The sequence below is a fragment of the Wenyingzhuangia marina genome (assembly GCF_900130035.1).
GTDB classification, from domain to species: Bacteria; Bacteroidota; Bacteroidia; order Flavobacteriales; family Flavobacteriaceae; genus Wenyingzhuangia; species Wenyingzhuangia marina.
Genome location: NZ_FQXQ01000001.1, coordinates 912,467 through 938,724, shown reverse-complemented (window position 1 = coordinate 938,724; position 26,258 = coordinate 912,467). Strand labels below are relative to the sequence as shown.

27 protein-coding genes are annotated in these 26,258 nt (G+C 32.3%); 13 read left to right on the top strand and 14 right to left on the bottom strand.

Translation table 11 applies throughout. From position 1 onward, the window contains the following. The first annotated feature begins 1 nt into the window (after position 1). Positions 2-613 (top strand): MarC family protein, encoded by a 612-nt coding sequence (locus BUB70_RS03990; protein ID WP_073118493.1) that lies wholly within the window; start codon positions 2-4, stop codon positions 611-613. 38 nt (positions 614-651) lie between these two features. On the opposite strand, the gene hflX is transcribed toward BUB70_RS03990, so the two are convergent. Then, the gene (gene hflX, locus BUB70_RS03985; protein ID WP_073118491.1) at positions 652-1,872 is read right to left on the bottom strand and encodes a GTPase HflX; all 1,221 of its coding nucleotides are present in this window, start codon (positions 1,870-1,872) and stop codon (positions 652-654) included. A gap of 142 nt (positions 1,873-2,014) precedes the next feature. Here hflX and BUB70_RS03980 point away from each other — a divergent pair, with 142 nt between their 5' ends. Both BUB70_RS03980 and BUB70_RS03975 read left to right on the top strand, forming a co-directional pair. Beyond that, positions 2,015-2,953, top strand: coding sequence for an endonuclease/exonuclease/phosphatase family protein (locus tag BUB70_RS03980; protein ID WP_073118489.1), 939 nt, complete (start codon positions 2,015-2,017; stop codon positions 2,951-2,953). Positions 2,954-2,980: 27 nt separating this feature from the next. Next, positions 2,981-4,084 carry a hypothetical protein gene (locus BUB70_RS03975; protein ID WP_073118487.1) on the top strand — a complete coding sequence of 368 codons (1,104 nt, stop codon included), beginning with the start codon at positions 2,981-2,983 and terminating at the stop codon, positions 4,082-4,084. A 59-nt stretch (positions 4,085-4,143) separates the two neighbouring features. Here the strand turns inward: BUB70_RS03975 and leuB are convergent, their stop codons facing one another. From leuB to leuC, 4 genes are all read right to left on the bottom strand, one after another. Then, positions 4,144-5,199 (bottom strand): 3-isopropylmalate dehydrogenase, encoded by a 1,056-nt coding sequence (leuB, locus tag BUB70_RS03970; protein ID WP_073118485.1) that lies wholly within the window; start codon positions 5,197-5,199, stop codon positions 4,144-4,146. A 40-nt stretch (positions 5,200-5,239) separates the two neighbouring features. Beyond that, positions 5,240-6,757, bottom strand: coding sequence for an alpha-isopropylmalate synthase regulatory domain-containing protein (locus tag BUB70_RS03965; RefSeq protein WP_073118483.1), 1,518 nt, complete (start codon positions 6,755-6,757; stop codon positions 5,240-5,242). Positions 6,758-6,927: 170 nt separating this feature from the next. Continuing rightward, positions 6,928-7,527, bottom strand: coding sequence for a 3-isopropylmalate dehydratase small subunit (leuD, locus tag BUB70_RS03960; protein WP_073118481.1), 600 nt, complete (start codon positions 7,525-7,527; stop codon positions 6,928-6,930). Between the two features lie 13 nt (positions 7,528-7,540). Beyond that, complete coding sequence (gene leuC, locus BUB70_RS03955; protein WP_073118479.1) at positions 7,541-8,953, bottom strand: 3-isopropylmalate dehydratase large subunit; 1,413 nt, start codon at positions 8,951-8,953, stop codon at positions 7,541-7,543. 292 nt (positions 8,954-9,245) lie between these two features. On the opposite strand from leuC, the gene BUB70_RS03950 reads away from it, so the two are divergent. Beyond that, positions 9,246-10,064, top strand: a complete 819-nt coding sequence (locus tag BUB70_RS03950) for a hypothetical protein (protein ID WP_073118477.1) — start codon at positions 9,246-9,248, stop codon at positions 10,062-10,064. 3 nt (positions 10,065-10,067) lie between these two features. Here BUB70_RS03950 and rsmI read toward each other — a convergent pair whose 3' ends face one another. The 9 genes from rsmI to BUB70_RS03905 all read right to left on the bottom strand — a co-directional run bounded on the left by rsmI (position 10,068) and on the right by BUB70_RS03905 (position 18,679). Further along, on the bottom strand, positions 10,068-10,736 hold the full coding sequence (gene rsmI / locus BUB70_RS03945; RefSeq protein ID WP_073118475.1) for a 16S rRNA (cytidine(1402)-2'-O)-methyltransferase: 669 nt from the start codon (positions 10,734-10,736) through the stop codon (positions 10,068-10,070). A gap of 50 nt (positions 10,737-10,786) precedes the next feature. Continuing rightward, positions 10,787-12,289: a M43 family zinc metalloprotease gene (locus BUB70_RS03940; protein WP_073118473.1), complete on the bottom strand. Its 1,503-nt coding sequence runs from the start codon at positions 12,287-12,289 to the stop codon at positions 10,787-10,789. Positions 12,290-12,330: 41 nt separating this feature from the next. Continuing rightward, positions 12,331-13,824, bottom strand: coding sequence for a GH3 auxin-responsive promoter family protein (locus BUB70_RS03935; RefSeq protein WP_073118472.1), 1,494 nt, complete (start codon positions 13,822-13,824; stop codon positions 12,331-12,333). Between the two features lie 2 nt (positions 13,825-13,826). Beyond that, the gene (locus BUB70_RS03930; protein ID WP_073118469.1) at positions 13,827-14,864 is read right to left on the bottom strand and encodes a M23 family metallopeptidase; all 1,038 of its coding nucleotides are present in this window, start codon (positions 14,862-14,864) and stop codon (positions 13,827-13,829) included. Between the two features lie 66 nt (positions 14,865-14,930). Further along, positions 14,931-15,509, bottom strand: a complete 579-nt coding sequence (gene nadD, locus BUB70_RS03925; RefSeq protein WP_073118467.1) for a nicotinate (nicotinamide) nucleotide adenylyltransferase — start codon at positions 15,507-15,509, stop codon at positions 14,931-14,933. Position 15,510: 1 nt separating this feature from the next. Then, a complete protein-coding gene (locus tag BUB70_RS03920; protein WP_073118465.1) occupies positions 15,511-16,275 on the bottom strand; it encodes a DUF3050 domain-containing protein in 765 nt (254 codons plus the stop codon). 4 nt (positions 16,276-16,279) lie between these two features. Continuing rightward, positions 16,280-16,855 (bottom strand): guanylate kinase, encoded by a 576-nt coding sequence (gmk, locus tag BUB70_RS03915; protein WP_073118463.1) that lies wholly within the window; start codon positions 16,853-16,855, stop codon positions 16,280-16,282. A 1-nt stretch (position 16,856) separates the two neighbouring features. Continuing rightward, positions 16,857-17,714 (bottom strand): YicC/YloC family endoribonuclease, encoded by an 858-nt coding sequence (locus tag BUB70_RS03910; RefSeq protein WP_188351938.1) that lies wholly within the window; start codon positions 17,712-17,714, stop codon positions 16,857-16,859. Positions 17,715-17,767: 53 nt separating this feature from the next. Then, positions 17,768-18,679, bottom strand: coding sequence for a DMT family transporter (locus tag BUB70_RS03905; RefSeq protein WP_073118458.1), 912 nt, complete (start codon positions 18,677-18,679; stop codon positions 17,768-17,770). 52 nt (positions 18,680-18,731) lie between these two features. Here BUB70_RS03905 and BUB70_RS03900 point away from each other — a divergent pair, with 52 nt between their 5' ends. From BUB70_RS03900 to rlmN, 9 genes are all read left to right on the top strand, one after another. After that, positions 18,732-19,658 carry a C40 family peptidase gene (locus BUB70_RS03900; RefSeq protein ID WP_073118456.1) on the top strand — a complete coding sequence of 309 codons (927 nt, stop codon included), beginning with the start codon at positions 18,732-18,734 and terminating at the stop codon, positions 19,656-19,658. 47 nt (positions 19,659-19,705) lie between these two features. Further along, the gene (locus tag BUB70_RS03895; protein WP_073118453.1) at positions 19,706-20,734 is read left to right on the top strand and encodes a glycosyltransferase family 9 protein; all 1,029 of its coding nucleotides are present in this window, start codon (positions 19,706-19,708) and stop codon (positions 20,732-20,734) included. An 83-nt stretch (positions 20,735-20,817) separates the two neighbouring features. Continuing rightward, positions 20,818-21,180, top strand: a complete 363-nt coding sequence (locus BUB70_RS03890; RefSeq protein ID WP_073118450.1) for a DUF3127 domain-containing protein — start codon at positions 20,818-20,820, stop codon at positions 21,178-21,180. Positions 21,181-21,250: 70 nt separating this feature from the next. Next, positions 21,251-21,898 (top strand): leucyl/phenylalanyl-tRNA--protein transferase, encoded by a 648-nt coding sequence (gene aat, locus BUB70_RS03885; protein ID WP_073118448.1) that lies wholly within the window; start codon positions 21,251-21,253, stop codon positions 21,896-21,898. A gap of 95 nt (positions 21,899-21,993) precedes the next feature. Continuing rightward, positions 21,994-22,320, top strand: a complete 327-nt coding sequence (locus BUB70_RS03880) for a nucleotide pyrophosphohydrolase (RefSeq protein ID WP_073118446.1) — start codon at positions 21,994-21,996, stop codon at positions 22,318-22,320. Then, positions 22,320-22,580: a hypothetical protein gene (locus BUB70_RS03875; RefSeq protein ID WP_073118444.1), complete on the top strand. Its 261-nt coding sequence runs from the start codon at positions 22,320-22,322 to the stop codon at positions 22,578-22,580. Before BUB70_RS03880 ends, BUB70_RS03875 begins: the two co-directional genes overlap by 1 nt. Then, entirely contained in the window at positions 22,580-23,809 is a 1,230-nt protein-coding gene (gene aroA / locus BUB70_RS03870; protein WP_073118442.1) for a 3-phosphoshikimate 1-carboxyvinyltransferase, read from the top strand. The genes BUB70_RS03875 and aroA overlap by 1 nt, the downstream gene beginning before the upstream one ends. 245 nt (positions 23,810-24,054) lie before the next feature. Then, positions 24,055-25,104 carry a tRNA preQ1(34) S-adenosylmethionine ribosyltransferase-isomerase QueA gene (gene queA / locus BUB70_RS03865; RefSeq protein WP_073118440.1) on the top strand — a complete coding sequence of 350 codons (1,050 nt, stop codon included), beginning with the start codon at positions 24,055-24,057 and terminating at the stop codon, positions 25,102-25,104. A gap of 103 nt (positions 25,105-25,207) precedes the next feature. Next, positions 25,208-26,242 (top strand): dual-specificity RNA methyltransferase RlmN, encoded by a 1,035-nt coding sequence (gene rlmN, locus BUB70_RS03860; protein ID WP_073118437.1) that lies wholly within the window; start codon positions 25,208-25,210, stop codon positions 26,240-26,242. Positions 26,243-26,258: the final 16 nt, after the last annotated feature.

The following is a 26,258-nucleotide window of genomic DNA, read 5'->3' as shown; positions in this document are numbered from 1 at the left end:
TATGAAAGAAATTATTACTTCTATTTTCTTTATGATTGCTGTAATAGATCCCATTGGTTCTGTTCCTGTATATTTAGAAGCCACCAAACATTTTGATGAAAAACACAAACGAAAAATAGCTATTAGAGCTTCTTTAGTTGCATTTGCTATTTTATTGTTTTTTATTATTATTGGTCAAGTAATTCTTGAAGGGATGAATATTAAACTTTATGCTTTTCAAGTTTCTGGAGGATTGATTCTTTTTCTTTTTGCACTCTCTATGATTTTTGGAAGCGGAAAACCAGCTTCAGAAAAAGAATTAATTAATGATTATAAACATGTAACTATTTTCCCTGTAGCCATTCCTTCTATTGCTTCCCCTGGAGCTATTATGGCTGTGGTTTTAATGACAGACAATCATATATATACCTTACAACAACAAGCCATTACTACTTTTTTAGTCATGCTAGTAATTGGGCTAACTGCTTTGTTATTGCTTGTGGCAAACGTAGTACAAAAAAGAATTGGCGATTATGGAATTACCGTCATCAGTAAAATAATGGGATTAATACTTGCCTCTTATGCCGTACAAAGTATTTTGAGCGGAATGAAAGATTACATACAAATGTTATAACAAAAAATCCCGAGTGAAATACTCGGGATTTTTTGTTATTAAAGCTTATTACCTTCTTCATCATATTCTGAATACAGATAATTATTATACGGAAAGCGTTTGGTATGTATGTCACGAACCATATCAAAAACCTTTTCTTTAAAATCTTCCATATTGTCTTTATTTAATGCTGAAATAAACACACATTCATCTTCTATTTTAGACATCCAAGAATTCTTTAACTCATCAAGTGTATAGTGTTTTTCAGTTTTTTCAGTCACCAAATCATCTTCATCAATAGTTTCATGTGTATAACTATCAATTTTGTTAAACACCATTAACGTTGGCTTGTTAGCGCTCTCAATTTCTTCTAAAATAAGATTTACAGAATTAATATGATCTTCAAAGGTAGGATGTGAAATATCAACTACGTGTAGCAATAAATCTGCTTCACGAACCTCATCTAAGGTAGATTTAAAAGACTCTACCAATTGTGTAGGCAACTTTCTAATAAACCCAACGGTATCTGTCATTAAAAAAGGAATGTTTTTAATCACCACTTTACGAACTGTCGTATCTAAAGTTGCAAACAATTTATCTTCTGCAAACACTTCACTTTTACTAATCACGTTCATCAAGGTAGATTTTCCAACGTTGGTATATCCTACCAAAGCTACACGAACCATTTTACCACGGTTCTTACGCTGTACAGCCATTTGTCTGTCAATCGTCTCTAACTTCTTTTTTAACAAAGCAATTTGATCTCTTACAATACGTCTATCTGTTTCAATTTCTGTTTCTCCAGGACCACGCATTCCAATCCCCCCTTTTTGCTTATCTAAGTGAGACCAAAGTTTTGTTAATCTTGGTAACATATATTGACATTGAGCCAAGGCAACTTGCGTTCTTGCATAACTAGTTTCTGCACGTTGCGCAAAAATATCTAAGATCAAGGTAGTTCTATCTAAAATCTTAGTATCTAAAATCTTTTCTATGTTTCTTAATTGCGCGGGAGACAACTCATCATCAAAAATAACGGTTCCTATATCGTGCGAATCAATATATGCTTTTACATCTTCTAACTTACCAGTCCCTATAAAAGTCTTAGGGTGAGGTTTTTCTAATTTTTGGACAAATCTTTTTACGGCTGTACCACCAGCTGTGGTTACCAAAAATTCTAATTCATCTAAATATTCCGTAGACTTTGCCTCATCTTGATGTTGTGTAATGACACCCACCAATACTGTTTTTTCTGAGGTTACTTTCTTTTCTTCTATCATGCTACAAATGTACATAATTCCCACAGTTTCAACACAAAGAGATTTTACGGAAAATGCTGCCTTTTTATAGTGATATTAAACAAGCTTTCTTTGACATTTTTATTGAATAAAGATATCTTTACCACTCAAAAAAATACTCCAAGTGACCAAGGAAAATTTATTCTCAATTGCTTTTTACAATACAGAAAACTTATTTGATTATAAGGACGATGTCCACACGTTGGACAATGATTACACCCCTAGTGGTCGTAAAAAATGGGGACATTACAGATATCAGCATAAAGTAAATAAAATAGCTAAAGTCATCTCTAAAATAGGAACTACCGATTGTATGTTCCCTCCTGTTTTGGTAGGTTTGGCAGAAGTAGAAACCAAACAAGTTGCCCTTGATATTATTCATTCAGAAGTTTTAAGGTACTTAAATTACGATTGTGTTCACTACGATTCTCCAGACGAAAGAGGAATTGATGTTGCACTCTTATATCACAAAGATTTTTTTGAATTGACATCCTCAGAAGCCATTCCTGTTCAAGTTTTTGAAACCAATGGCGTAAAAGATGATACTAGAGATATTCTTTATGTACAGGGAAATTTATACGGAGAACTGACTCATGTTTTTGTAAACCACTGGCCTTCTAGAAGAAAAGGAATAGACAAAACACATTTTAAAAGAATTGCTTTGGCCAATATTCTAAACTATAGAATTGACCAAATTTTAGCAGAAGACCCTGAAGCTAAAATTATTATTATGGGAGATTTTAACGATGATCCAACCTCTGAGAGTATTGCCAAACATTTAGTATCCAATCGTATTAAAAACCCAATGGAAAAACTATTAACTCCTAAAGAAGGTACTTTAATTCACAATGGCGTTTGGCATTTGTTTGACCAAATTCTTTACAGTAGTACTTTTGAGAAAGAACAAAAAAATCAATTTCAAAAAGCTGCCATATATAACGAAGACTTTTTAACAGATTGGACAGGTAGAAACAAAGGAGAACCTTTAAGAACTTATATTGGTAAATTTTATAGAGGAGGCTTTAGTGATCATTTTCCGGTCTATGCTATTTTTAAAAAATAGTGTACTTTTAATACAAACGGAATAAATTTGATTAGTAATCTTTTAAAAAATTTAGCACAACAACAAAAAGAAGGAATAGCCAAAGGTTATCTTAAAGGAATTTTTGCCTCACAAAGACTCCACTCTTTGGTTCCTTATTCTAGAGAAGATGAAAACATCTTTTTCTCTAGTGCTATTATTTTTACCTTAAAAGAACTATATCCATCAATACCAAATAACTTAAAACCTATTGTTGATGATATTACTGAACAAGTAATTAACTGTTACCCTTATTTTAAAAATTTTAAAGGTGGAAAAACCTATAATTTTTTTAAAACCGATCCGATGGATTTTTTTCCAAATGGAAAAGTAATGCAGCATTTTAACTTTTTTAAACTTGCCGATGATGCTGATGACACCGTGTACATTTACTTAACCGATCCTAAGAAAAAAAAACATGAATGGTTAAAAGAAAAACTAATTAAACATGCTAATGGAACTTTACAATGGAATTTTCATAAAAGAACCCAATACAAGAATTTAAGAACTTATGCTGTTTATTTTGGAAAAAAAATGCCCATTGAAACAGATGCTTGTGTATTAACAAATATCCTTTTATGGTCCTCTAAAAACAAACTTAAAGTTTGTAAACAAGATAAAGATTCTATTAGTTATCTATTAAGAACGGTTACCTCTAAAGATTATGTAAATTACCCTTATTTAATATCTCCTTGTTACCCTACAACGGCACAAATTTGCTATCACTACAGTAGGTTGATTAAGACAACAGATAAGCATCATTTGTTATCTATTTTAAGAATTATTTTAATTGATGATATCAAAACCATTCTTAAAAAACCTCAATCTTTTATTGATGAAGTATTCTATCATACCTCTTTATTAAATTTAGGAATAAAGCCAAATCGAAAACTTCGCTATCAATTAAAAGATGTGCTTAATAACACAAACTATTTTTACACATCCATTCCATTAATGATTCCAAAACTATGGGCTAGGAAAATGCAGAAATACAAAATCTCTCATTTTTTAGGTCTCCGAACAAGGTGTGATGGATACACAACATCATTGTTGTTAGAATATGAAATCTTATATAAAAAGATTACAGAATTAGCCTTAGAAACCAATAAATAACTATAAAAAAAGACCATCTTGTACAAGATGGCCTTTTTTATATTTCTATAGAAATGTGATTAGATTTGAGCAGCTAACCAATCTCCAACTTCTTTAGTTCCGTAAGATTTACCTCCATTAGCTAAATCCTCAGTAACATAACCTTCTTCTAAAGCTTTGTTAACTGCAGCTCTAATAGCAGCACCTTCTTCTTGCAATCCAAAGTTTTCAAACATCATAGCAGCAGATAAAATAGTTGCCATTGGGTTTGCAATGTTTAATCCAGTAGCTTGTGGATAAGAACCATGAATAGGCTCGAATAAAGCAATATCAGCTCCCATAGAAGCAGATGGCATTAATCCCATAGATCCTGAAATTACAGAAGCCTCATCAGTTAAAATATCTCCAAATAAGTTTTCAGTAATTAATACATCGTAAGAGTTAGGCCATTGTACCAAACGCATTGCTACTGCATCAACAAACTCATAAGCAACAGTTACTTCTGGATAATCTTTTTCCATCGCTTGTACAGTTTCTCTCCATAAACGAGACGTTTCTAATACGTTGGCTTTATCCACACAACATAATTTTTTAGAACGAGTCATTGCTAATTCAAAACCTTTTTTAGCCAAACGTTGTACTTCTTCTCTTGTGTATACACAGTTGTCAAAAGCAGTGTCTCCACCATCTCTTCTTCCTTTTTCACCAAAGTAAATTCCTCCAGTTAATTCACGTAAGAAAACCAAATCAGTTCCTTCAATACGCTCTCTTTTTAAAGGAGATTTATCTAATAAAGATGGAAAAGTAAAAGTAGGACGTACGTTAGCAAACAATCCTAATTTTTTTCTCATTTTTAACAATCCTTGCTCCGGACGAACTGGTGCAGAAGGATCATTGTCATATTTTGGGTGACCAATAGCACCAAATAAAACAGCATCAGAAGCAGCACAAATCTCGTGAGTTTCATCTGGATAAGGCTCTCCAACTGCATCAATAGCAGCAGCCCCTGTTAAGGCTGGTTTCCAAGTTATTTCATGTCCAAATTTTGCTGCAACTGCATCAGAAACTTTTACTGCCTGATCAATTACTTCTGGTCCAATTCCGTCACCAGCTAATAATGCAATGTTTAATTTCATTTTGTAATATTTATGTCGTCATGATACACATGACATTTGATTATATAATGTTCAACATTTTTTCAGTAGCCATAATTGCAGATACTGTTTGATCTGAATCTAAACCACGCGTTTTATATTCTTTTCCGTTTAAGCTCCAAGTAATAACTGTTTCACACAATGCATCTGAATTAGAACCTGGTGGAATACGTACAGCATAATCTGTTAGCGTTGGCAAAACTAATCCTTTTTTATCATAAATTTTGCGTAATGCTCTGATAAATGCATCATATTGACCATCTCCACTTGCACTTTCTTCAACAATTTCTCCTTCAAAAGAAACAGAAACAGTTGTAGATGGTTTTAGTCCTTTTGCATGTGTTAATACGTAAGCTTCTACCTTAACTTTTTCTGCAATGGTATTTGAATTTAGTACATCAGAAATAATATATGGCAAATCATTTTGAGTCACCAATTCTTTTTTATCTCCTAATTCAATTACTCTTTGTGTTACCAACTTTAACTCTTCATCATTTAGACTCAATCCTAAATCTTGTAAGTTTTTTTGAATATTGGCTTTCCCTGATGTTTTCCCTAAAGCATATTTACGCTTACGTCCAAAACGCTTAGGCAACAAATCATTGTAATATAAATTCTTTTTATTATCTCCATCAGCATGAATTCCTGCTGTTTGGGTAAATACATTTTCCCCCACAATAGGTTTACTTTCCGGAATTTTAAATCCAGAAAAAGCTTCTACCATTTTACTTACTTTGTATAAAGCTTTCTCATTTACCTCAACCAAATAATCTGGCATAAAATCATTCACTACTGCAACCACACTGGCCAAAGGTGCATTTCCTGCACGCTCTCCCATTCCGTTTAATGTTAAATGCAAGCCATCTGTTCCTCCTTTAATAGCTTCCATGGCATTGGCAACACTTAAATCATAATCGTTATGACAGTGAAAATCTACATGTAAGGTTGGATATTTATCTTTAATTTCTTTGATATAATCAAAAGATTCTTGAGGCGTTAAAATTCCTAAAGTATCTGGCAACATTACTCTTTTTACAGGTTGTGTAACTATAAAATCTAAATATTGATAGACATACTCTCTAGAATTACGCATTCCATTAGACCAATCTTCTAAATACACATTGGTTTCAATCCCTTTCTCGTAAGCTTGTTTTACAGATTCGGCAATTTCAGAAAAATGCTGCTCAGGTGTTTTTCTTAACTGATGTTCTAAATGATTCATAGAACCTTTAGTTAACAAGTTTTGCACTTTTGCACCAGCTTCAATCATCCACTGAATAGATGTTCCTTTGTCAACAAAAGTCAACACTTCAATTTTATTGATGTGACCGTTTTCACGTGCCCAATCTGTAATATTTTTAACCGCATTAAATTCTCCTTGAGACACACGTGCCGAGGCAATTTCAATACGATCTACTTTTAATTCTTCTAATAATAATTGAGCAATTGTAAGTTTTTCATTTGCTGCAAAAGACACTCCTGAGGTTTGTTCACCATCACGAAGTGTAGTATCCATTATTTCTATTTTCTTTCTGCTCATGATCTAAAGCTAATTTTTAAGGCTTTTATTTTTTAAAGTCTGATTTACAATCAGTTTATTTAAAAAGCTCCCTAAAAAACACGGAAGGCAAAGATAAAAAAAGCGTTTCACAATTAAGTGAAACGCTTTTAAAATTATAAAGAATGTTCTCTTTTTAAAGAAACATCTATCTAGAAAGGTCTTTTACTTGCAAATTCAGTAATTTCTCCTTCAATGTTTTTTAAATAATCGATATCATCAAAACCGTTTAACATGTTATCTTTTTTGTAAAGATTGATGTCAAAAGATTCAGACTCTCCAGTTGCTAACAAAGTAACTGTTTGATTTGGTAAATCTACTTTAATTTCTGTTTTAGGATCTGCCTCAATTGCTGCAAATAACTTATCTGCAAATTCAGCTGATACTTGTACAGGCAATACCCCTACATTTAAACAGTTGTTTTTAAAGATATCTGCAAACTCAGATGAAATTACACAACGTAATCCAAAATCGTATACAGACCAAGCTGCATGCTCTCTAGAAGAACCTGAACCGAAGTTACGTCCTCCTACTAAAATTTTAGATCCTGCATAAATATCTTTGTTTAATGGAAAATCTACTTTAGGAGTTCCATCTGCGTTAAATCTCCAATCACGGAAAAAGTTAATATCAAAATCTACACGCTCAGTTGCTTTTAAGAAACGAGCAGGAATGATTTGATCTGTATCCACGTTCTCAATTGGTAGTGGATAAGCTGTACTTGTTAATACTTCAAATTTATCGTAAGCCATTGTATTCTATTTTTTAAGCGTTAGCGTTAGCAGTTAAGATTGTTCTTGGGTCAGTCACCACACCTTCAACAGCAGAAGCTGCAGCTACTAATGGAGAAGCTAATAAAGTTCTAGATCCTGGTCCTTGACGTCCTTCGAAGTTACGGTTAGAAGTAGAAACTGATAATTTCCCAGCTGGAATTTTATCATCGTTCATTGCTAAACAAGCTGAACATCCTGGCTCTCTTAACACAAAACCTGCTTCAGTAATTATTTTATCTAATCCTTCTTCTTTAATTTGATCTACTACTTTGTGAGATCCTGGAACCAACCAAGCAGTAACATGATCTGCTTTTTTACGTCCTTTTACTACTGAACAGAAAGCTCTAAAGTCTTCTATACGTCCGTTAGTACAAGATCCTAAGAATACAAAATCAATCTTTTTACCAATCATAGAATCTCCTTCATGGAAATCCATATAACCTAAAGATTTTCTATAAGTTTCTACTCCACCTTTTACAGATTCAGCAGTAGGAATATCTTTAGTTACTCCCATTCCCATTCCTGGGTTTGTTCCGTAAGTAATCATTGGTTCAATATCTGCTGCATCGTAGTTAAATTCTGCATCAAAAGTTGCACCTTCATCAGTCTTTAATGTTTTCCAGTATTCCATAGCTTTATCCCAATCAGCTCCTTTAGGAGTCTGAGCACGACCAGCTATATAGTCATATGTTTTTTGATCTGGAGCAATCATACCACCACGAGCACCCATCTCAATAGATAAGTTACACACAGTCATACGACCTTCCATAGTCATATCTTCAAATACATCTCCTGCATATTCTACAAAGTAACCTGTAGCACCAGAAGTAGTTTGCTTAGAAATAATATACAAAGCAACATCTTTAGGTGTTACTCCTAAACCTAATTTTCCGTTTACGTTGATACGCATTTTCTTAGGCTTAGATTGCATAATACATTGAGTAGACAATACCATTTCTACTTCAGAAGTACCAATACCAAAAGCAATGGCTCCAAATGCACCGTGAGTAGAAGTATGTGAATCTCCACAAACAATAGTTGCTCCAGGCAATGTAATTCCGTTTTCAGGTCCTACAACGTGAACAATACCATTGTTAATATCTCCTAATCCCCAGTGAGAAATTCCATGCTTTTTTGCATTTCTTTCTAAAGCATCTAACTGGTTTGCAGATAATGCATCTTCAACAGGTAAGTGTTGGTTAATTGTTGGTGTGTTGTGATCTGCAGTAGCAAAAGTACGCTCTGGGTACAATACACTGTTTCCTCTACTTTCTAATCCTAAAAATGCTACTGGACTCGTAACTTCATGGATAAAATGACGGTCGATAAAAAACACATCCGGTCCGTCTTGTACGTGACGTACGACATGTGAATCCCAAACTTTGTCAAATAATGTTGTTGCCATATTGTTTTCGACTTATTTATTGTTTTCTGTTATGGTTGCAATTCAATGAATTACAGGTCGGCAAATTTACAAAAAAAGCAAGGATAACCAATTAGACTCCCTCTAAATTATTACGATACCCAAAATAAACAAATCGAAAGTTTAAACACTCTATAACAAAAGCAACAATTTATAATAAAATCAGAAGAAACACTTGTTTTACTGGGCTGATTGATTATTTTTTTCTGAACTCTAAAATTCTTTTTTATCATAAAATTGCAATGCTTATCTTTATCATACCCAAACCAAACTCATGAAATTTATTAAATGTGAAAGTTGCCATCATTTTAATCCTATAAAATCTGAATATCAGATATTTTGTGATGCTTGTGGTAAAAAAATACCAAACAACTTTAAGGCTTGGCAACAAAAATATCCTAATAAAAATCTTGAGGACTATAAAAACACAGTAGGCGTAACTAAACAAACTACAAAACCCAAATCAAAAAAGATAAGTCTAAAAAAAATATTACAGATTACATTTATTGTGATTTGCTCTTTAATTGGTGCTTATTTTGGAAAACAACAGGGGTCTAAATTATACTCTTTTTTCCATGAATTGGCTTACCCAGCTTCTGAATTATTAAAGCAAGATTGGAAAAGACAATATTTTTCTAACAAAGAGGTCTCTTTAGAATCACCTTATCTTTTAGAAAAAGAAACTGCTGAAATTCAACTACCTGATGAAGTAAAAAAACTTGTTTTAAAAATGAACAATTATAGTTATACAGAAAATCCTAATTATAGTATTGTACTTACTGCTGTTCATTATAATCAAGCAATAGAAAACATGAGTTTAAAAGCAGGTTCTGATGGTTCTATTTCTGAAGTATTAAATAAAGTTAACGGAACAGATTTATATTATTCAGATTCTGATACTTTTATCAATCAATACCCTGCTCTTATTAAAAAAGGAAATTTTAAGAGTGATGGAAATGACATCTATTTTAAAAGTATTACTTGTTCAAAAAATAATACAAAAGTAGTTCACTTAGTTGCTTTATGGGTAGGAAAAAATGAAGACTATGAATTAATTACAGATAGACTAATTAACTCTTTTGATGTTAGATAACTGCTAACCTTTCCCAGCAACCACTAAAACAATTTCTCCTTTGGGTGGTTTGTTAGTGTAATGTGCTACTAACTCAGTTAAAGTTCCTCGCTGGGTTTCCTCAAACATTTTAGTCAATTCTCTAGAAACAGAAGCTTGCCTATCAGCACCTAAATATTCTGACAAATGTGTTAATGTTTTCACTAATTTATGTGGAGATTCATATAAAATAATGGTTCTTACTTCTTCAGCTAAAATTTGCAAACGTGTTTGACGTCCTTTTTTAACAGGTAAAAAACCTTCGAACACAAACTTCTCATTAGGCAATCCTGAATTGACCAAAGCGGGTACAAAAGCTGTTGCTCCGGGCAAACAATCTACCTCAATACCATTTTGGATACAAGCTCTAGTTAACAAAAATCCCGGATCAGAAATAGCAGGAGTTCCTGCATCTGAAATTAATGCAACTGTAGTTCCTCCTTTTATTTTTTGAACGATTTGTTCTACTGTTTTATGCTCATTATGCATATGATGACTTTGCATATGAGTGTTGATTTCATAATGCTTCATCAACTTTCCGCTTGTACGGGTATCTTCTGCCAATACCAAATCTACTTCTTTTAAAACTTTAATAGCCCTAAAAGTCATATCTTCTAAATTTCCAATAGGTGTAGGAACTAAATATAATTTCATATTATTTGATATTAGGTTATTGATGACATCATTAATAACAAACAAGTTTTTTATTGCTTAATTATTTTTTTCACAATTCTTTTCTCCTCATTCTGAATCAATACAATATAAATTCCTGAAGCTAGTTGATTAAAATCCAACTCTTTTGAGAAAACCTTTTTTACATCATAAAAATTCTCAGTATACATCTCTTTTCCATATGCATCATATACTGATAACTTTACCAAGCCTTCTGCCATTCCAATTACTTTTACTACATCCGTAAAAGGATTAGGATCAACTACAAAATCTTTTAGCTGATCACTTCCATACAAAGGCATATTCAATGCTGATGAATTTAATAAGTCTACTCTTCTTGGAGAATTATTTAACACCGTTAACATTCTATCTTTTTGATTTTGAGTAAAAGTATCCATACAACCATCGATGGTATAATCCATGTAATTTTCAACCATATCATTTCCTAATCCATCATTCGTACAAGTATCATATGTTTGATCACAACTATAATGTTCCTCTGTTGCATTAGGGGTATCTAAACAATAATCATCATTTCCACAAGTATCTGTATCTCCCCAAATATGTCTTAAACCCAACCAATGTCCTATTTCATGTGTAGTTGTTCTTCCTTCGTTATAGCGATTATTCATTATAAATGAATGTTTATTTTCTGGATTTATTTCTCGTTTTGACCAAGCTCCAAAAGCGTGAAAAGAAATCACAACACCATCGGTAGCAGCACTTCCTCCAATCACATCTATACCCTGTAAACCTGAATTACTAGGGAATTGTGCAAAACCTAACAAATCAGACAAACCATCATCTTCTAAAGTTTCTCCTCCCATTCTAATGGTCCAAATATTTAAGTATTTTGTAGGATCCCACTGGGTCTCTCTTTTCATTTTTTGAACATCTGCATAAGATTCCCAATCAGCTCCTCCATCCCCTAAACTTCCAAGTCCTGCAGGTGGATTAGATACCTCATCGGTATAGGGTATAATTTCATGTCTAATAATCCCTGTTGTTTCTAAACCATCAGGATCTTGTTTTGCTAACACAAAATTTATTTCAATATCTACAGCCTTGCCCGTAGAATTTACTCCTCCTGGAGTCCCTGCCACTCTTCGATAATCTTGATTTAAAATATCTATTTGAGATCTTGCTTGAGCATCTGATATATTTTCTCCCTTTGCATTTCCTAGAGTATTTATTTCATCACCATTGTGAACAATATGAATAACTACAGGAATGGTATAAACCTGAGCAGCTATTCTCCCATTAGCTCTACTTTTTTTTAGTTGGGCAACTTTGGTAGACATCCATGATTCAAAAACTTCTTCTGAAACCTTATTAGAATTCTCTTCTGATAATTTTTTTTCATACTCAACAGTAGCACATCTTACAAAACCAGTGGCTTGCATTGCTCTTACATTTGCCTCTGTAAGTTTAAAACCTTTAGATTTTTTTTGAGAAAACACTACTGTTCCACAAAAAAAAGCAAATAACAAACTAATTTTAAAAGCTACCTTTTGTTTATTCATGTGTAATTTCATGTTTTTCTAGTTTTTTTTTTAGACAGCTTTTGCTAATTGTTTTATGCTTTAAAATTTTGTAATACATCTGCAATTTTACGGTTATCAGATAGTTGAGGAATTTTATTTTGTCCTCCAAATTTACCAATAGACTTCATATATTCGTGAAAACCACCTTTTTTAACCTTAGTAATTACCAATGGTCTTAACACACTACCAGTGATTAAATCTAAATAATATATATTTTGCTCTTGCATGGATTTATCAATCTTAGCAGCAAAAGCTTCTAAATTTTCTGGTTCTTCTACAAATTCTATAAACCACTCATGATATGGCAATCCACTTTCTGGTGTTACTTGTGGTGCAACCGTAAACTCGCTCACTGTCACATTTGTTCCTACCATGGCATCGTTTAAAGCTTTTTCTACCTCTTTAGCAATTACATGTTCTCCAAAAGCAGAAATAAAATGTTTAATTCTTCCTGTAACTTTAATTCTATAAGGTGCTAGGGTAGTAAATTCAACTGTATCTCCAATATTATATCCCCAAAGTCCAGCAGTGGTATTTAATATAATAACATAATTTACACCTAATTTTACTTCTCCAATGGACAAACGTGGTGGATTCTCTTCGTAAAATTTATCAGCAGGAATAAACTCATAAAAAATACCGCTGTTTAACTGCAACAACATTCCCTTTTCAGTTTGAGAATCTTGATAAGCAATAAAACCTTCGGAAGCAGGGTATAATTCTACGTAATCAATTTTTTTACCTATTAAACTTTCAAACTTATGCTTATAAGGCTCAAAATTAACTCCTCCGTATACAAAGAAATTAAATTTAGGAAATAACTCAGATACTGTTTTCCCTGTCTTTTCTTGTAGTTTTTCAAAGTACATTTGTACCCAAGATGGTATTCCGCTAATTACGGACATATCTTCTTTTACAGTTTCTTCAACTACAGCATCAACCTTAGTTTCCCAATCTTCAATACAATTGGTTTCCCAACTTGGCAACCTATTTTTTTGTAAATAACCCGGTACATAATGTGCAGCAATACCACTTAGTCTACCAAGTTTTACTCCTTTTAAATCTTTTAAAATTGGACTTCCTTGTAAAAACATCATTTTACCATCTACAAAAGACGCATCTCCTGTTTCTGTAATATAAAACAATAAAGCATTACGAGCTGCTTTTACGTGCGTAGGCATGGATTCTTTGGTGATAGGAATATATTTTGCCCCGGAAGTAGTTCCTGATGTTTTTGCGTAATACAAAGGACGACCTTTCCATAAAACATCAGATTCTCCCTCAACTATTCTATCTACATAAGCTCTTATTCCCTCATAATCATTTACAGGAACTAACTTTTTAAAATCTTCATAATTTTTAATCTTCTCAAAATTATGATCTTTTCCAAAAGCCGTATTTTTAGCATTTTTAATTAAATATTGAAACACTTTTTCCTGTGTCTCAACAGGATTATTTGCCCATTTATATACTTGCTTGCGAATAACCTTAGCAAAAGGCAAGGCTAATGTTGATTTTATACTCATTCTTAAAATTTCATAAAATTAGTTGGATCTACTGGATACCCATCTTTCCACATTTCAAAATGAAGATGTGGTCCTGTACTAAACTCTCCTGTTGAACCAACGTTTGCAATTACTTGACCCGCTTTTACCAACGAACCTTGTGACACATTTAATCTACAATTGTGTTTATATATCGATACATAATTGTCTTGATGCACAATAATCACCACAAAACCTGTTTCTATAGAACATTCTGCAAAAACCACTGTTCCATCAGCAATTGATTTTACAGGAGCTTCTTTTGTTGCTGCAATATCTATAGCAAAATGATGCGCTACAGCATTATATTCGTCTGTAATGTTTCCTTGTATTGGTGTTACAAAAACTTGGTCAGCTTTGTTATACTCATATCCAAAAATACTGAAACGTTCCTCTCTTTCTACTTTTTCTCTAAACACAGAATCTAACATAGAAGATTCCAAAGATTCTAATTCTTCTTCCGTTAAATGATTTTCTTGAAGCACTACTTCATGATCATGAAGAGAATCTTCTGAAAAATTAACTCCTTTGTACTTTGTTCTAAGCGCTTCAATAGTGTTGTTTTTTTCTTGTAACAACCCATATAATTTTTCTAGCTTATGATGAATGGAGTCATTATTCATAATTCCAGATTGATAGACCGATTCTCCTTCTTTAGTTACAAATGGCAACACATCCATTTCAATAGCTTTATCTCCCAACAAAGTAGGTTTCATAGATTCTGTATACAATTCTAAAGCATGCATCTGTTGCTCTAAAGAATCTAACTGAAAATTTAAACTGATGGCATTCTTTTTTAAATCGGGAGATTCAAAGCCTGGAATGTATTCTTTTAAAGGTGTGTAAATAATTAATCCTGCTGTAAAAGCAATTAAAAACACACTAAACAACCCACCAAAAACAAAAACATTTAAACGTGTTAATTTAAAAGAGAACTTTTCTTCAAAAGATTCTTCAGTTAAAACCACCAAACGGTATTTCTTAACCCATTTCTTTTTAATACGTCTGCTTTTTTCTGCCATTTATTTTTTAATGCTATATGATTGGTCAAAAACCAAACCACAACTAACAAATGTATTGTTTACTTTCTATTTATAAAAATTCATTAAATCTATATACTCCCAAACCTTAGGTGTTAATAAATGCTGAACACTTTTTTGATTTTTAATAGCATCTCTTATAAATGTAGATGAAATTTCTACAATAGGAGCTTCTACAAAATGTATTTTTGGATGATTTTCTAAATTATTTTCTTGCTTCTTCTGGGTAATTCTAGGATACACAAATACTTCGTAATCTTCTAAAATTACTTCATAATTTTTCCACTTATGAAAAGATTTTAAATTGTCTTCTCCCATAATAATCGCAAATTCATGCGTTGGAAATTTTTCTGAAATATGCACCAGAGTATCAATTGTATAGTTAGGCTGTTTCAGCTTAAATTCAATATCACTTGGATGAACATGATCATAATCTTCAGTAGCTTTATACACCATTTCTAATCGATGGTGATTTTCTAAAAGTGTGCTTTTTTTCTTATGAGGATTGTGTGGCGTAACCACCATCCAAACCTCATCCATGTTTGTATAATGCAACATATGATTGGCTAAAATAACATGCCCCACATGTACAGGATTAAAAGTTCCAAAATACAAACCTACTTTCATGCTAAACCAACTCTAATTGAATTCCAGACCAAAGTCCTATTCTTTTTTCAATAGCTTGCTCAGAAACCGCTAACACTTCTTGCCATTTTTGTTCATCTGCTCCACACAACTCTTCTATCATTCTTAATGATAAAGGACCGTGTTCATCACCATCCAACTCAATATGTCTTTCTAAATAATACAATAATTTAGTATAGGCTTTGTCTTGATTTTGTTTTTTTGTCTCTTTTACAATTTCTAAAAACATTTCAGGAATTACATCTTCTCTACCAAAGGTAAACGCAGCAGCAATTTCATGTACATTTCCTCTGTCGATAATCTCAAAAGTATAAGACACAAAATCATATACAGCTTCAGAAACCTCAACTTCTTTTAAAGCATCTAAAACTGGAACTCCTTGTTTGATTAAGTTGATAAACAAATCGATTTTTGCTGTACTAGCTCCAACCTCTTTCATAGCCTCTAAGTACATTTCAAAATGACTCATAGGCACTCCCAACTCATTTACATCTGTTTCTTCTCCATGCACAATTTCATTGATAAATCTAGCAGTTACAGGATTTTCTACAGGAATCCAAACTTTAGAAACACAGGTTAATTGTATCTGTAAGTTCTTTAACAAAGACATAAAATCCCACACAGCAAACACATGGCTTTCCATAAATTGTTTGATGTCTTGAATACTATTTAAGTCTTTATATAAATCATGAGAATTCAGCTTATTAATTGCTGAATGTATTCTTTCTTGAACATCTTCAATCTTCATCTTTCTATTTCTTATTTATAAATGATGACACTATTTGATAAGCATCTTCTTTTGCTACTGATAAATCATTATTAATTAAAACCGTATCAAACTTTTTAGCAAAATCCATTTCTTGTTCTGCCTTGGCCACACGCATTTTAATTTTTTCTTCGGTTTCTGTAGCTCTACCTCGCAATCTTCGTTCCATTTCTTCAATAGAAGGGGGTTGTACAAAAATAGCCAAAGTTTCCTCTGGGAATTGTTTTTTAATATTTAACCCTCCAACCACATCAATATCAAAAATTACGTGTTTCCCTTCTGCCCAAATACGAGTAATTTCAGATTTTAAAGTTCCGTAAAAGTTGTCTTTATAAACCTCTTCCCACTCCAAAAACGCATCTTGATCCACTTTATTTTTAAACTCCTCGGCAGATAAAAAATAATAATCTTTTCCGTTTATTTCTCCAACTCTAGGTTCACGAGAAGCTGCCGAAATAGAAAAGTCTAAAGGCAAATCTGTTTCTGACAACAAATGTCTAACAATGGTGGTTTTTCCAGAACCCGATGGTGCAGAAAACACAATTAATTTTCCTGAGGCCATGTTACAAAACGTTTAATATTTGTTCTTTAATTTTTTCTAATTCGTTCTTCATTTGCACCACTACTTGTTGCATAGGTGCATAATTAGATTTTGAACCTGTAGTATTGATTTCCCTTCCTATTTCTTGAACAATAAATCCTAATTTTTTACCATCAGAAACTTCATTGTTTAATTCTTTTAAGAAATATTCTAAGTGATTGGCCAAACGAACTTTTTCTTCATTGATATCTAATTTTTCTAGATAATAAATTAATTCTTGTTCAAATCTATTTTCATCTACTTTTACTTCTAAATCATCAATAGCCTTGCGTAATTTTTCTTTTACTGCTACCATCCTATCATCATCATGCTGATCTACTTCTTTAGATAAATCTTGAATATTTTGAATGCGTTCTCTAAAATCTACTTCTAAAGATTTGGCTTCGTCTTTACGGAATTGCACCAAAGCAGCAATGGCTTCATCTACACCTTTTTCTATCAAAGCCCATTCTGCAGGATCTAACTCTTCACGTTCTGTTTTTAAAGTATCTGGTAATCTCATCGCCATATCTAACAACTCAACATCCGTACCTGTAGCAATTTGTTTTAACTGATTCATATAATCAGCCACTACATTTACATTTACTTTGGTTTGAGAAACCTCGGCAGTCATTTCTACATAAATAGAAAAATCAACTTTCCCTCTAACCACTGTATTGGCAATGGTTTTACGAACATCAATTTCTTTTTCTTTGTAGTATTGAGGTATACGAACGTTTAAATCTAACAGTTTACTGTTTAAAGATTTAATTTCTATAGTAACCTTTTTGGTAGGCAATTGAACAATTGCTTTCCCATATCCTGTCATTGACTGTATCATGTATCCAAAAAATTTGGCTGTAAAAATACGGATTTTACATTGGATAGACTTCTCTAGTTAGCAGTAACTTTATTCTTAACCTCATTAGGCTTTAAGGTTACCAAATAAACCCCTATAAAAATAAGCAAAGTAGAAGCTATTTTTACCCAAGAAAGCTCATCACTCCCAACTAATAAAGCAAACAAACTTGCTATTACAGGTTGGGTATAAATAAAAGCGCTTACCGTGGTTGGTTTTAATTGTTTTAAACCATAAAGATTAAATAAGAAATTGCAATAAGTTGCAAACACCACTACATAAGCAATAATTAAATAAATATTGAAAGGTATTTTTTGCCACTCTACCACCAACACTTCATTAAAAATAAAAGGAGTCATAAACAACAAACCAAAAGTATACAACCATTTTATAAAAGTAATAGGATGATATTTTTCAATCATTTGTTTTGTTAAAATTAAGTACAAAGCATAGCCAGATGCATTTACAAATACCAATAAATTTCCCAATGGAATATTTACGGCATTCTCTGCCACTTTTTTATCAGCAGTAGTTAACAAAAAAGCTCCCAACAATCCAATAATAATTCCTAAACCACGTTTTAACTCTAATTTTTCTTTTAAAATAATTAAGGAAAACACAAACACCAAAATAGGTGTGGTTACCATAATAACAGATGCATTAATAGGAGTTGTTAAACTAAGACCTTTAAAAAAAGACAAAATATTAATAACAATGGCAACAATAGAAAGCAATGCTACTTTTGGAAAATCTTTTTTTTCTAATTCTGATGATTTTATCATAAAGGATGTAATCCAAAACAATATCGTAGCTCCACAAATCCTTACCCAAACCAAAGCATAAGGACTTAAATAATTTGGCATTACCCTTTTTACCAACGTGTAATTAATTCCATAAAAAACAGCTGTACTAAAAACGGCTAATAAAGCTAAATTTCTTTTGCTCATTGTGTTATTTTTTTATCATTCAAATATCCGTAGAATATCTATTTTAGCAGTCATGAAAAAAAATAATTTATCCTTTTTTTTAGGACCTACATTTTTACTCTTAATTTCTTGTGATTCTCTTTATTACATTCAAGGTAAAAAAGAGAATCATGAAGAAACAAAGAACGTAACTTCTGAAATAGGAGCCATTTATAAAAATGAAAAAATTGCGGATAAAATTATTCAAACAGCCTTAAAATATAAAGGCATCAAATATAGACCAGGAGGAACAGACATTTATGGTATGGATTGTTCTGGTTTTGTACTCACTACTTTTAAAGAAAATAATATAATCCTCCCTAGAAGTTCTTTTCAACAATCCAAAGTGGGTAAACAAATTACCTTTGAAAATTTAGCAAAAGGAGACCTTGTTTTTTTTAGAACCATGGGATTAAACCGAGTAAGTCATGTAGGAATTGTGGTTGATAAAACTATAAATGATCTTCAATTTATTCATTCCTCATCAGAAGGAGTGATTATTTCTTCTATTAATGAAAAATATTGGAACAAAGCTTATGTAAGTGGTTCTAGAATTATTGATGAAATATCTGATCTTAAATTTTTTGACAAAAATATTATTTCGACTCCTGTTGTTCTGAGTGATAGTATTTTAAACAATGAGTCTCATGCTATTAAATCAGAAATCACCTACATTGTAAAAAAGGGAGACAACCTATACAATATTGCCCAACATTACAACAAAACAGTTACAGAAATTAAAACAACAAACCAATTAACTTCCGACAACCTTAAAATAGGAATGGTTTTAAAAATAGCCACTAAAATTATAGATGATATTCCATTATCTTACATTGTAAAAAGAGGAGATTCTTTATCTCTAATTGCTAAAAACCATAACACCACTGTGAATAGTATTAAAGAAATTAACAATTTAACCTCTGACAAAATTAACGTAGGGATGACCTTATTGATTTTATAAAAAATTTAATTTACTATCTTCAACTAAAAAGTTACCATTTATACGCTATGGATCAAAAACATATTTTAGTCATTAGAATGTCTGCGATGGGAGATGTTGCCATGACGGTGCCTGTGATTAAAACCCTAATTGCTCAACATCCAAATATTAAAATCACCTTAGTTTCTAAAGGATTTTTAAAACCTCTTTTTGATGATCTTGAACAAGTAACTTTTTTTACAGCCGATGTAAAAGGAAAACACAGGGGATTTAAAGGAATTTACAAACTTTACAAAGAATTAAAACTCTTAAAATTTGATGCCGTTGCAGATTTACACAATGTATTACGTTCTAAAATTTTAAGAACTCTACTTAAGCTAGACGGAACCAAGGTAGCATTTATTAACAAAGGAAGAGCAGAAAAAAAAGCCCTAACCTCTTTAAAAAACAAAGTTTTTAAACCTTTAACAACTACCCATCAACGTTATGCAGACGTGTTTGCTCTTTTGGGTATTTCTGTTGATTTAGAAAAACCATCGTTAAAAACAAAAGAAGTTTTAACAGATGATTTAAAAACTTTATTCAATTATCAACCTGATGAAAAAATAATTGGAATTGCTCCTTTTGCGGCTCACGAGGGAAAAAAATACCCATTAGAATTGATGGAACAAGTGATAGAATATTTGAGTAAACAACATAAAATTTTATTATTTGGAGGTGGTCAACAAGAAATTATAGCCTTAGATCAGCTTACCAAAAAACACAGCAATACATTTTCTGTAGCTGGAAAAATTAAATTAAAACAAGAGCTTGCCATTATTAGCAACCTATCTGCAATGATAAGTATGGATAGTGGTAATGGGCATTTTTCTGCCATGTATGGCGTTCCCACCATCACCATATGGGGAGCAACTCATCCTTATGCTGGTTTTGCTCCTTTTCATCAAGAAATCAATTGTTTAACAGCAGACCGAAAAAAATTCCCACTACTCCCTACTTCCGTCTACGGAAATAAAATAATTCCAGGCTACGAAAACGTCATGGAAACCATTAGTCCTAAAGCCATCACCTACAAAGTGTTATCAACAATTATTTAGATTTGTTAATAAGTTTAAACGGTTTCTATTCTAGTTTCTTAACAATCTATTTATTTTTGATTTTCAATAAATAAATGAAGAACATGCAAGTATCAGGAAAAATTAAATTGATTAACGACACGCAAACATTTGGAGCGAGCGGATTTAGAAAAAGAGAAGTAGTTATTACTACTGATGAGCAGTATCCACAAATGTTAATGATTGAGTTTGTACAAGATAAAGTAGATATTTTAGATGCTTACAAAGTAGGACAAGATGTAACAATTTCTATTAATTTAAGAGGTCGTGAGTGGATTAACCCACAAGGAGAAGCTAAATACTTTAACTCTATTACAGGTTGGAGAATTGAAGCAACTGCACCTGCTGCACAAGGAGGAGAAGCGCCAGCAACTTTTGAAACAACTTCAATTGCTCAAAACGAAGAACCAGATGATTTACCTTTCTAAGAAAATCATCCCAACAATATTTAAAACGCTTTCAATAAACTTGAAAGCGTTTTTGCATTAAACCAATTTCATGTATTTATTAGATCCAAATTCAATAGAGTTTCCAAATCCAACTCTGGCCAACGAAGATGATGTTCTTGCCATTGGCGGAGATTTATCTACAGAACGTTTATTGGCAGCTTATCAAAAAGGAATTTTTCCTTGGTATTCCGATGGTGAACCTATTATTTGGTACAGTCCGGCATGGAGAATGGTTTTAGATCCAAGACATTACAAACCCTCAAAAAGCTTAAAACAACTCCTCAAAAAAAATACCTTTACGGTTACTTTTAATCAACATTTTAAAGAAGTGATTTATAACTGTAAAACCATTAATAGGGACGATGGTTTGGGTACATGGATTACCGATGACATGCAGCAAGCTTATATTAAACTTCACGAATTAGGAGTTGCAAAATCCATAGAAGTTTGGCACAATGATGAATTGGTTGGTGGTTTGTATGGTATAGATCAACAACATGTTTTTTGTGGAGAAAGCATGTTTAGCAAAGTAAGTAACGCCTCTAAAATTGCTTTTGCCTGGTTGAATAATTATTTAGTTGAAAACAACTATGATTTGTTAGATTGCCAAGTACACAATGAGCATTTAGAAAGTTTAGGAGCCTATGAAATTCCTAGACAAGAATTTTTAGATATTTTAACAAAAAAGAAGCTTTAACACTTTCCAACTTTTATCTTTTTTACTTGATGAACAAACTCTTATCTTTGAGCCGTTTTAACCCAAAAGGGTCATCTTAAATTAAACCATCAAAAATGGATATTAAAAACGCACAATTAGATGTTGACAACTGGATAAAAGAACATGGAGTTCGTTATTTTAACGAACTAACCAACATGGCTCAATTAACCGAAGAAGTTGGAGAAGTTGCTAGAATTATTGCTCGTAGATATGGAGAGCAATCAGAAAAAGAAAGCGATAAAAACAAAGATTTAGGAGAAGAATTATCTGATGTTTTATTTGTGCTTTTGTGTTTGGCAAATCAAACAGGAGTAGATTTGCAAGCAGCTTTTGATGCTAAATTAGATTTAAAAACAAAACGTGATCACGATCGTCATCACAACAATAAAAAACTACAATAATGGCCAATCAAAAAGTAAAAAAAATAGCAACTACCCCTTTGTGGAAATTAGCTATTAGGTTCATGATTTCTTTCGGATTTATTTTAGCCATTGTTTTTACAGCAGCAGAATTATTTAAAAACGGAAACTTAAATGCTATTTCTGAAAGTTTTGAAGATGGTACTTGGGTTCCTTTTGTAGCAACAAGAGTTGCAATTATTATTGGTTATGGATTTGTAATGGCTTTTTTAACTAAAAGCAAGGCTAAAAATATTTTATAATGGCACATGCAGATATAGGAACAAAATTCCTTAAAAAATACAATGGAACGGTAAACGATGAATTTCAAATTACTGGTTCTAAAAGTGAAAGTAACCGTTTGTTAATTTTACAAGCGTTGTACCCAAGCATCAATATTAGTAACTTATCTAATTCTGATGACACTAACTTAATGCAAAACGCATTAAAATCAACAGAAAAAGAAATCAATATTGGACACGCAGGAACCACCATGCGTTTTTTAACTAGCTATTTTGCTGTAAAACCAAATTCAGAAATTATTTTAACAGGATCTGCAAGAATGCAAGAACGTCCTATTAAAATTTTAGTGGATGCTTTGCGTTCTTTAGGTGCAAATATTGAATATGTTAAAAATGACGGATTTCCTCCTTTAAAAATTACAGGGACTAATTTAACTGCTAACAAAGTTAAAATTGATGGTAGTGTAAGCAGTCAATATATTTCTTCTTTATTGTTAATCGCTCCCACTTTACCTGATGGATTAACTATTGAGTTTGAAGGAAAAATTACTTCTATTCCATACATTCAAATGACTTTAAGTTTATTGAATGATTTAGGAGTTTCTACAAATTTTGAAGGACAATTTATTACAGTTCAGCCAACCCAAAACATTAAAAATACTGAGTTTACAGTTGAGTCTGATTGGAGTTCTGCTTCTTATTCTTATGGATTGGTTGCGTTATCAGAAAACGGAAAACTAGACATTTCATCATATAAAGAAAATAGTTTACAGGGAGATTCTGTATTGCAAGAAATTTATAAGGAATTTGGTGTAAACACTACTTTTAACGGACACACCATTACCATAGAAAAAACACCAAACTTTACACTTCCAAAACGAGTTGAGTTTGATTTGGTACAAGCTCCAGACATTGCTCAAACCATTGCAGTTACTGCTTTTGGATTAGGAGTAGAATGTCACATGACGGGTTTACATACTTTAAAAATTAAAGAAACCGATAGAATTATTGCGCTGTACAACGAGTTATCAAAACTTGGAGCTACTATTGAATATACAAATGAAACTTTAACCGTAAAAGCTTTTAATGGAACGATTAATAACGATGTACACATTGCTACTTATAACGATCACCGTATGGCCATGGCTTTTGCTACCTTGTTATTAAAAACCAACATTAATATTGATGATGCGGGAGTCGTTTCTAAATCTTATCCTAGTTTCTGGGATGATTTTGGAAGATTTCAGTAACTAAAAGTATAAAGTACTGAGTATTCAGTCTACATTTTTCTAAAAGCTCATAAATTCAATGAATTTATGAGCTTTTATATTTAAAAAAATAAAATTAAAAATAGCTATCCTCCTATATAAACACTCGCCCTCAGTACTTAATACGTTGTACTCATTACTTTAAAAACAAAAATAAACCTCAATATGCTTGACAACGCCTATCTCAGGATTGTATATTTGCACCCTTATCTAAAAACAACATATACATGAAGTTATCTGCATTTCATTTTGATTTACCTGATGAACTTATCGCTAAACACCCAGCGGAGTACAGAGATGAATCTCGTTTAATGGTTTTGAACAGAAAAGAACAAACCATAGAGCACAAACAATTTAAAGATGTTATTGACTACTTTGATGATGGTGATTTGATGATTTTAAACAACACCAAAGTTTTTCCTGCTCGTATGTACGGAAACAAAGAAAAAACTGGTGCTAGAATTGAAGTTTTCTTGTTACGTGAATTAAATGCTGAAAACCGTTTGTGGGATGTTTTAGTAGATCCTGCTCGTAAAATTAGAATTGGTAATAAATTATTCTTTGGTGAGGACGACTCATTAGTAGCAGAAGTAATTGACAACACCACTTCTAGAGGGCGTACTTTACGTTTTTTATATGATGGATCTTACGAAGAATTCAGACAAAAATTAGAAGATTTAGGAGAAACACCAATTCCTAAACATTTAGAAAGAGATGTTGAAGAAGAAGATGCAGAGCGTTTCCAAACTATTTATGCTAAGGAAGAAGGTGCAGTAGCAGCTCCAACCGCTGGATTGCATTTTTCTAAACATTTAATGAAACGTTTAGAAATTAAAGGAGTAGATTTTTCTGAAATCACTTTACACATTGGATTGGGAACTTTTAATCCTGTAGAAGTAGAAGATTTATCTAAACACAAAATGGATTCTGAACAAATGATGGTTTCAGAAGCAACTTGTGAAGAAGTAAACAATGCTATTGATAATAAACGTAGAGTTTGTGCTGTTGGTACTACTGTAATGCGTGCAATTGAGTCTACAGTTTCTTCAAACGGACGATTAAATCCTTATGATGGATGGACCAATAAATTTATTTTCCCTCCATATGACTTTAGTATTGCAAATGCAATGATCACGAACTTTCATCCATCAAAATCTACTTTAATGATGCAAGTTGCCGCTTTTGCTGGTTACGATTTCTTAATGAAAGCATACAAAGAAGCGATTAAAGAAGGATACAAGTTTAGCACTTATGGAGATGCAATGTTGATTATCTAATCCATTTCCAAACAAATAATTAAAAATCCTGAAGTTTTATACTTCAGGATTTTTCTTTTACAAGAGTTATGTACCTTTGCAAAATAGTTTTACATCATACACCATGTCTAAAAAAGATATCCGAGCACTTACCAAAGACCAATTAAGAGACTTTTTTGTCTCTCAAGGAGATAAAGCCTTTAGAGGAAATCAGGTTTATGAGTGGTTATGGAGTAAATCTGCTCATTCTTTTGCTGACATGACAAACATCTCTAAACAAACCAGAGATCAGTTAGAAGAAAATTTTGTGATCAACCATATTAAGGTAGATAACATGCAACGCAGTAAAGATGGTACTGTAAAAAATGCTGTAAAACTTCACGATGGATTGATTGTAGAATCTGTACTAATTCCAACCGAATCTAGAACCACAGCTTGTGTCTCCAGTCAAGTAGGTTGTAGTTTAGATTGCGAATTTTGTGCTACGGCTCGTTTAAAAAGAATGAGAAACTTAAACGCAGATGAAATTTACGATCAAGTAGCAGCTATCAATCAAGAAAGTTTACATTACTACAATCACAAACTTTCTAACATTGTGTACATGGGAATGGGTGAGCCATTGATGAACTATAACAATGTGATGAAATCCATTGAAATGATTACGAGTGAAGAAGGTTTGGGAATGTCCCCTAAACGAATTACGGTTTCTACTTCTGGATTACCAAAAATGATTAAAAAACTAGCTGACGATGAAGTAAAGTTCAACTTAGCGGTTTCTTTACATTCAGCTATTGAGGACACTCGAAATAAAATCATGCCGTTTTCTAAAAATTTCCCTTTAACTGATTTACGAGAATCATTAGAATATTGGTATGAAAAAACACAAAGTAGAGTTACCTACGAATATGTGGTTTGGCGAGACATCAACGACAAACAAGAAGACATCAATGCTTTAGTACAATTCTGCTCATACATTCCATGTAAAGTCAACCTCATAGAATACAACCCTATTGATGATGGAGAATATCAACAAGCAAGTAATAAAGCTATTGATGATTATGTTTATACTTTAGAGAAAAACGGAATTGTAGTTAATGTCCGTAGATCTAGAGGTAAAGATATTGATGCCGCTTGTGGACAGTTAGCGAATAAATCATAAAAAAAGCGATTCATTG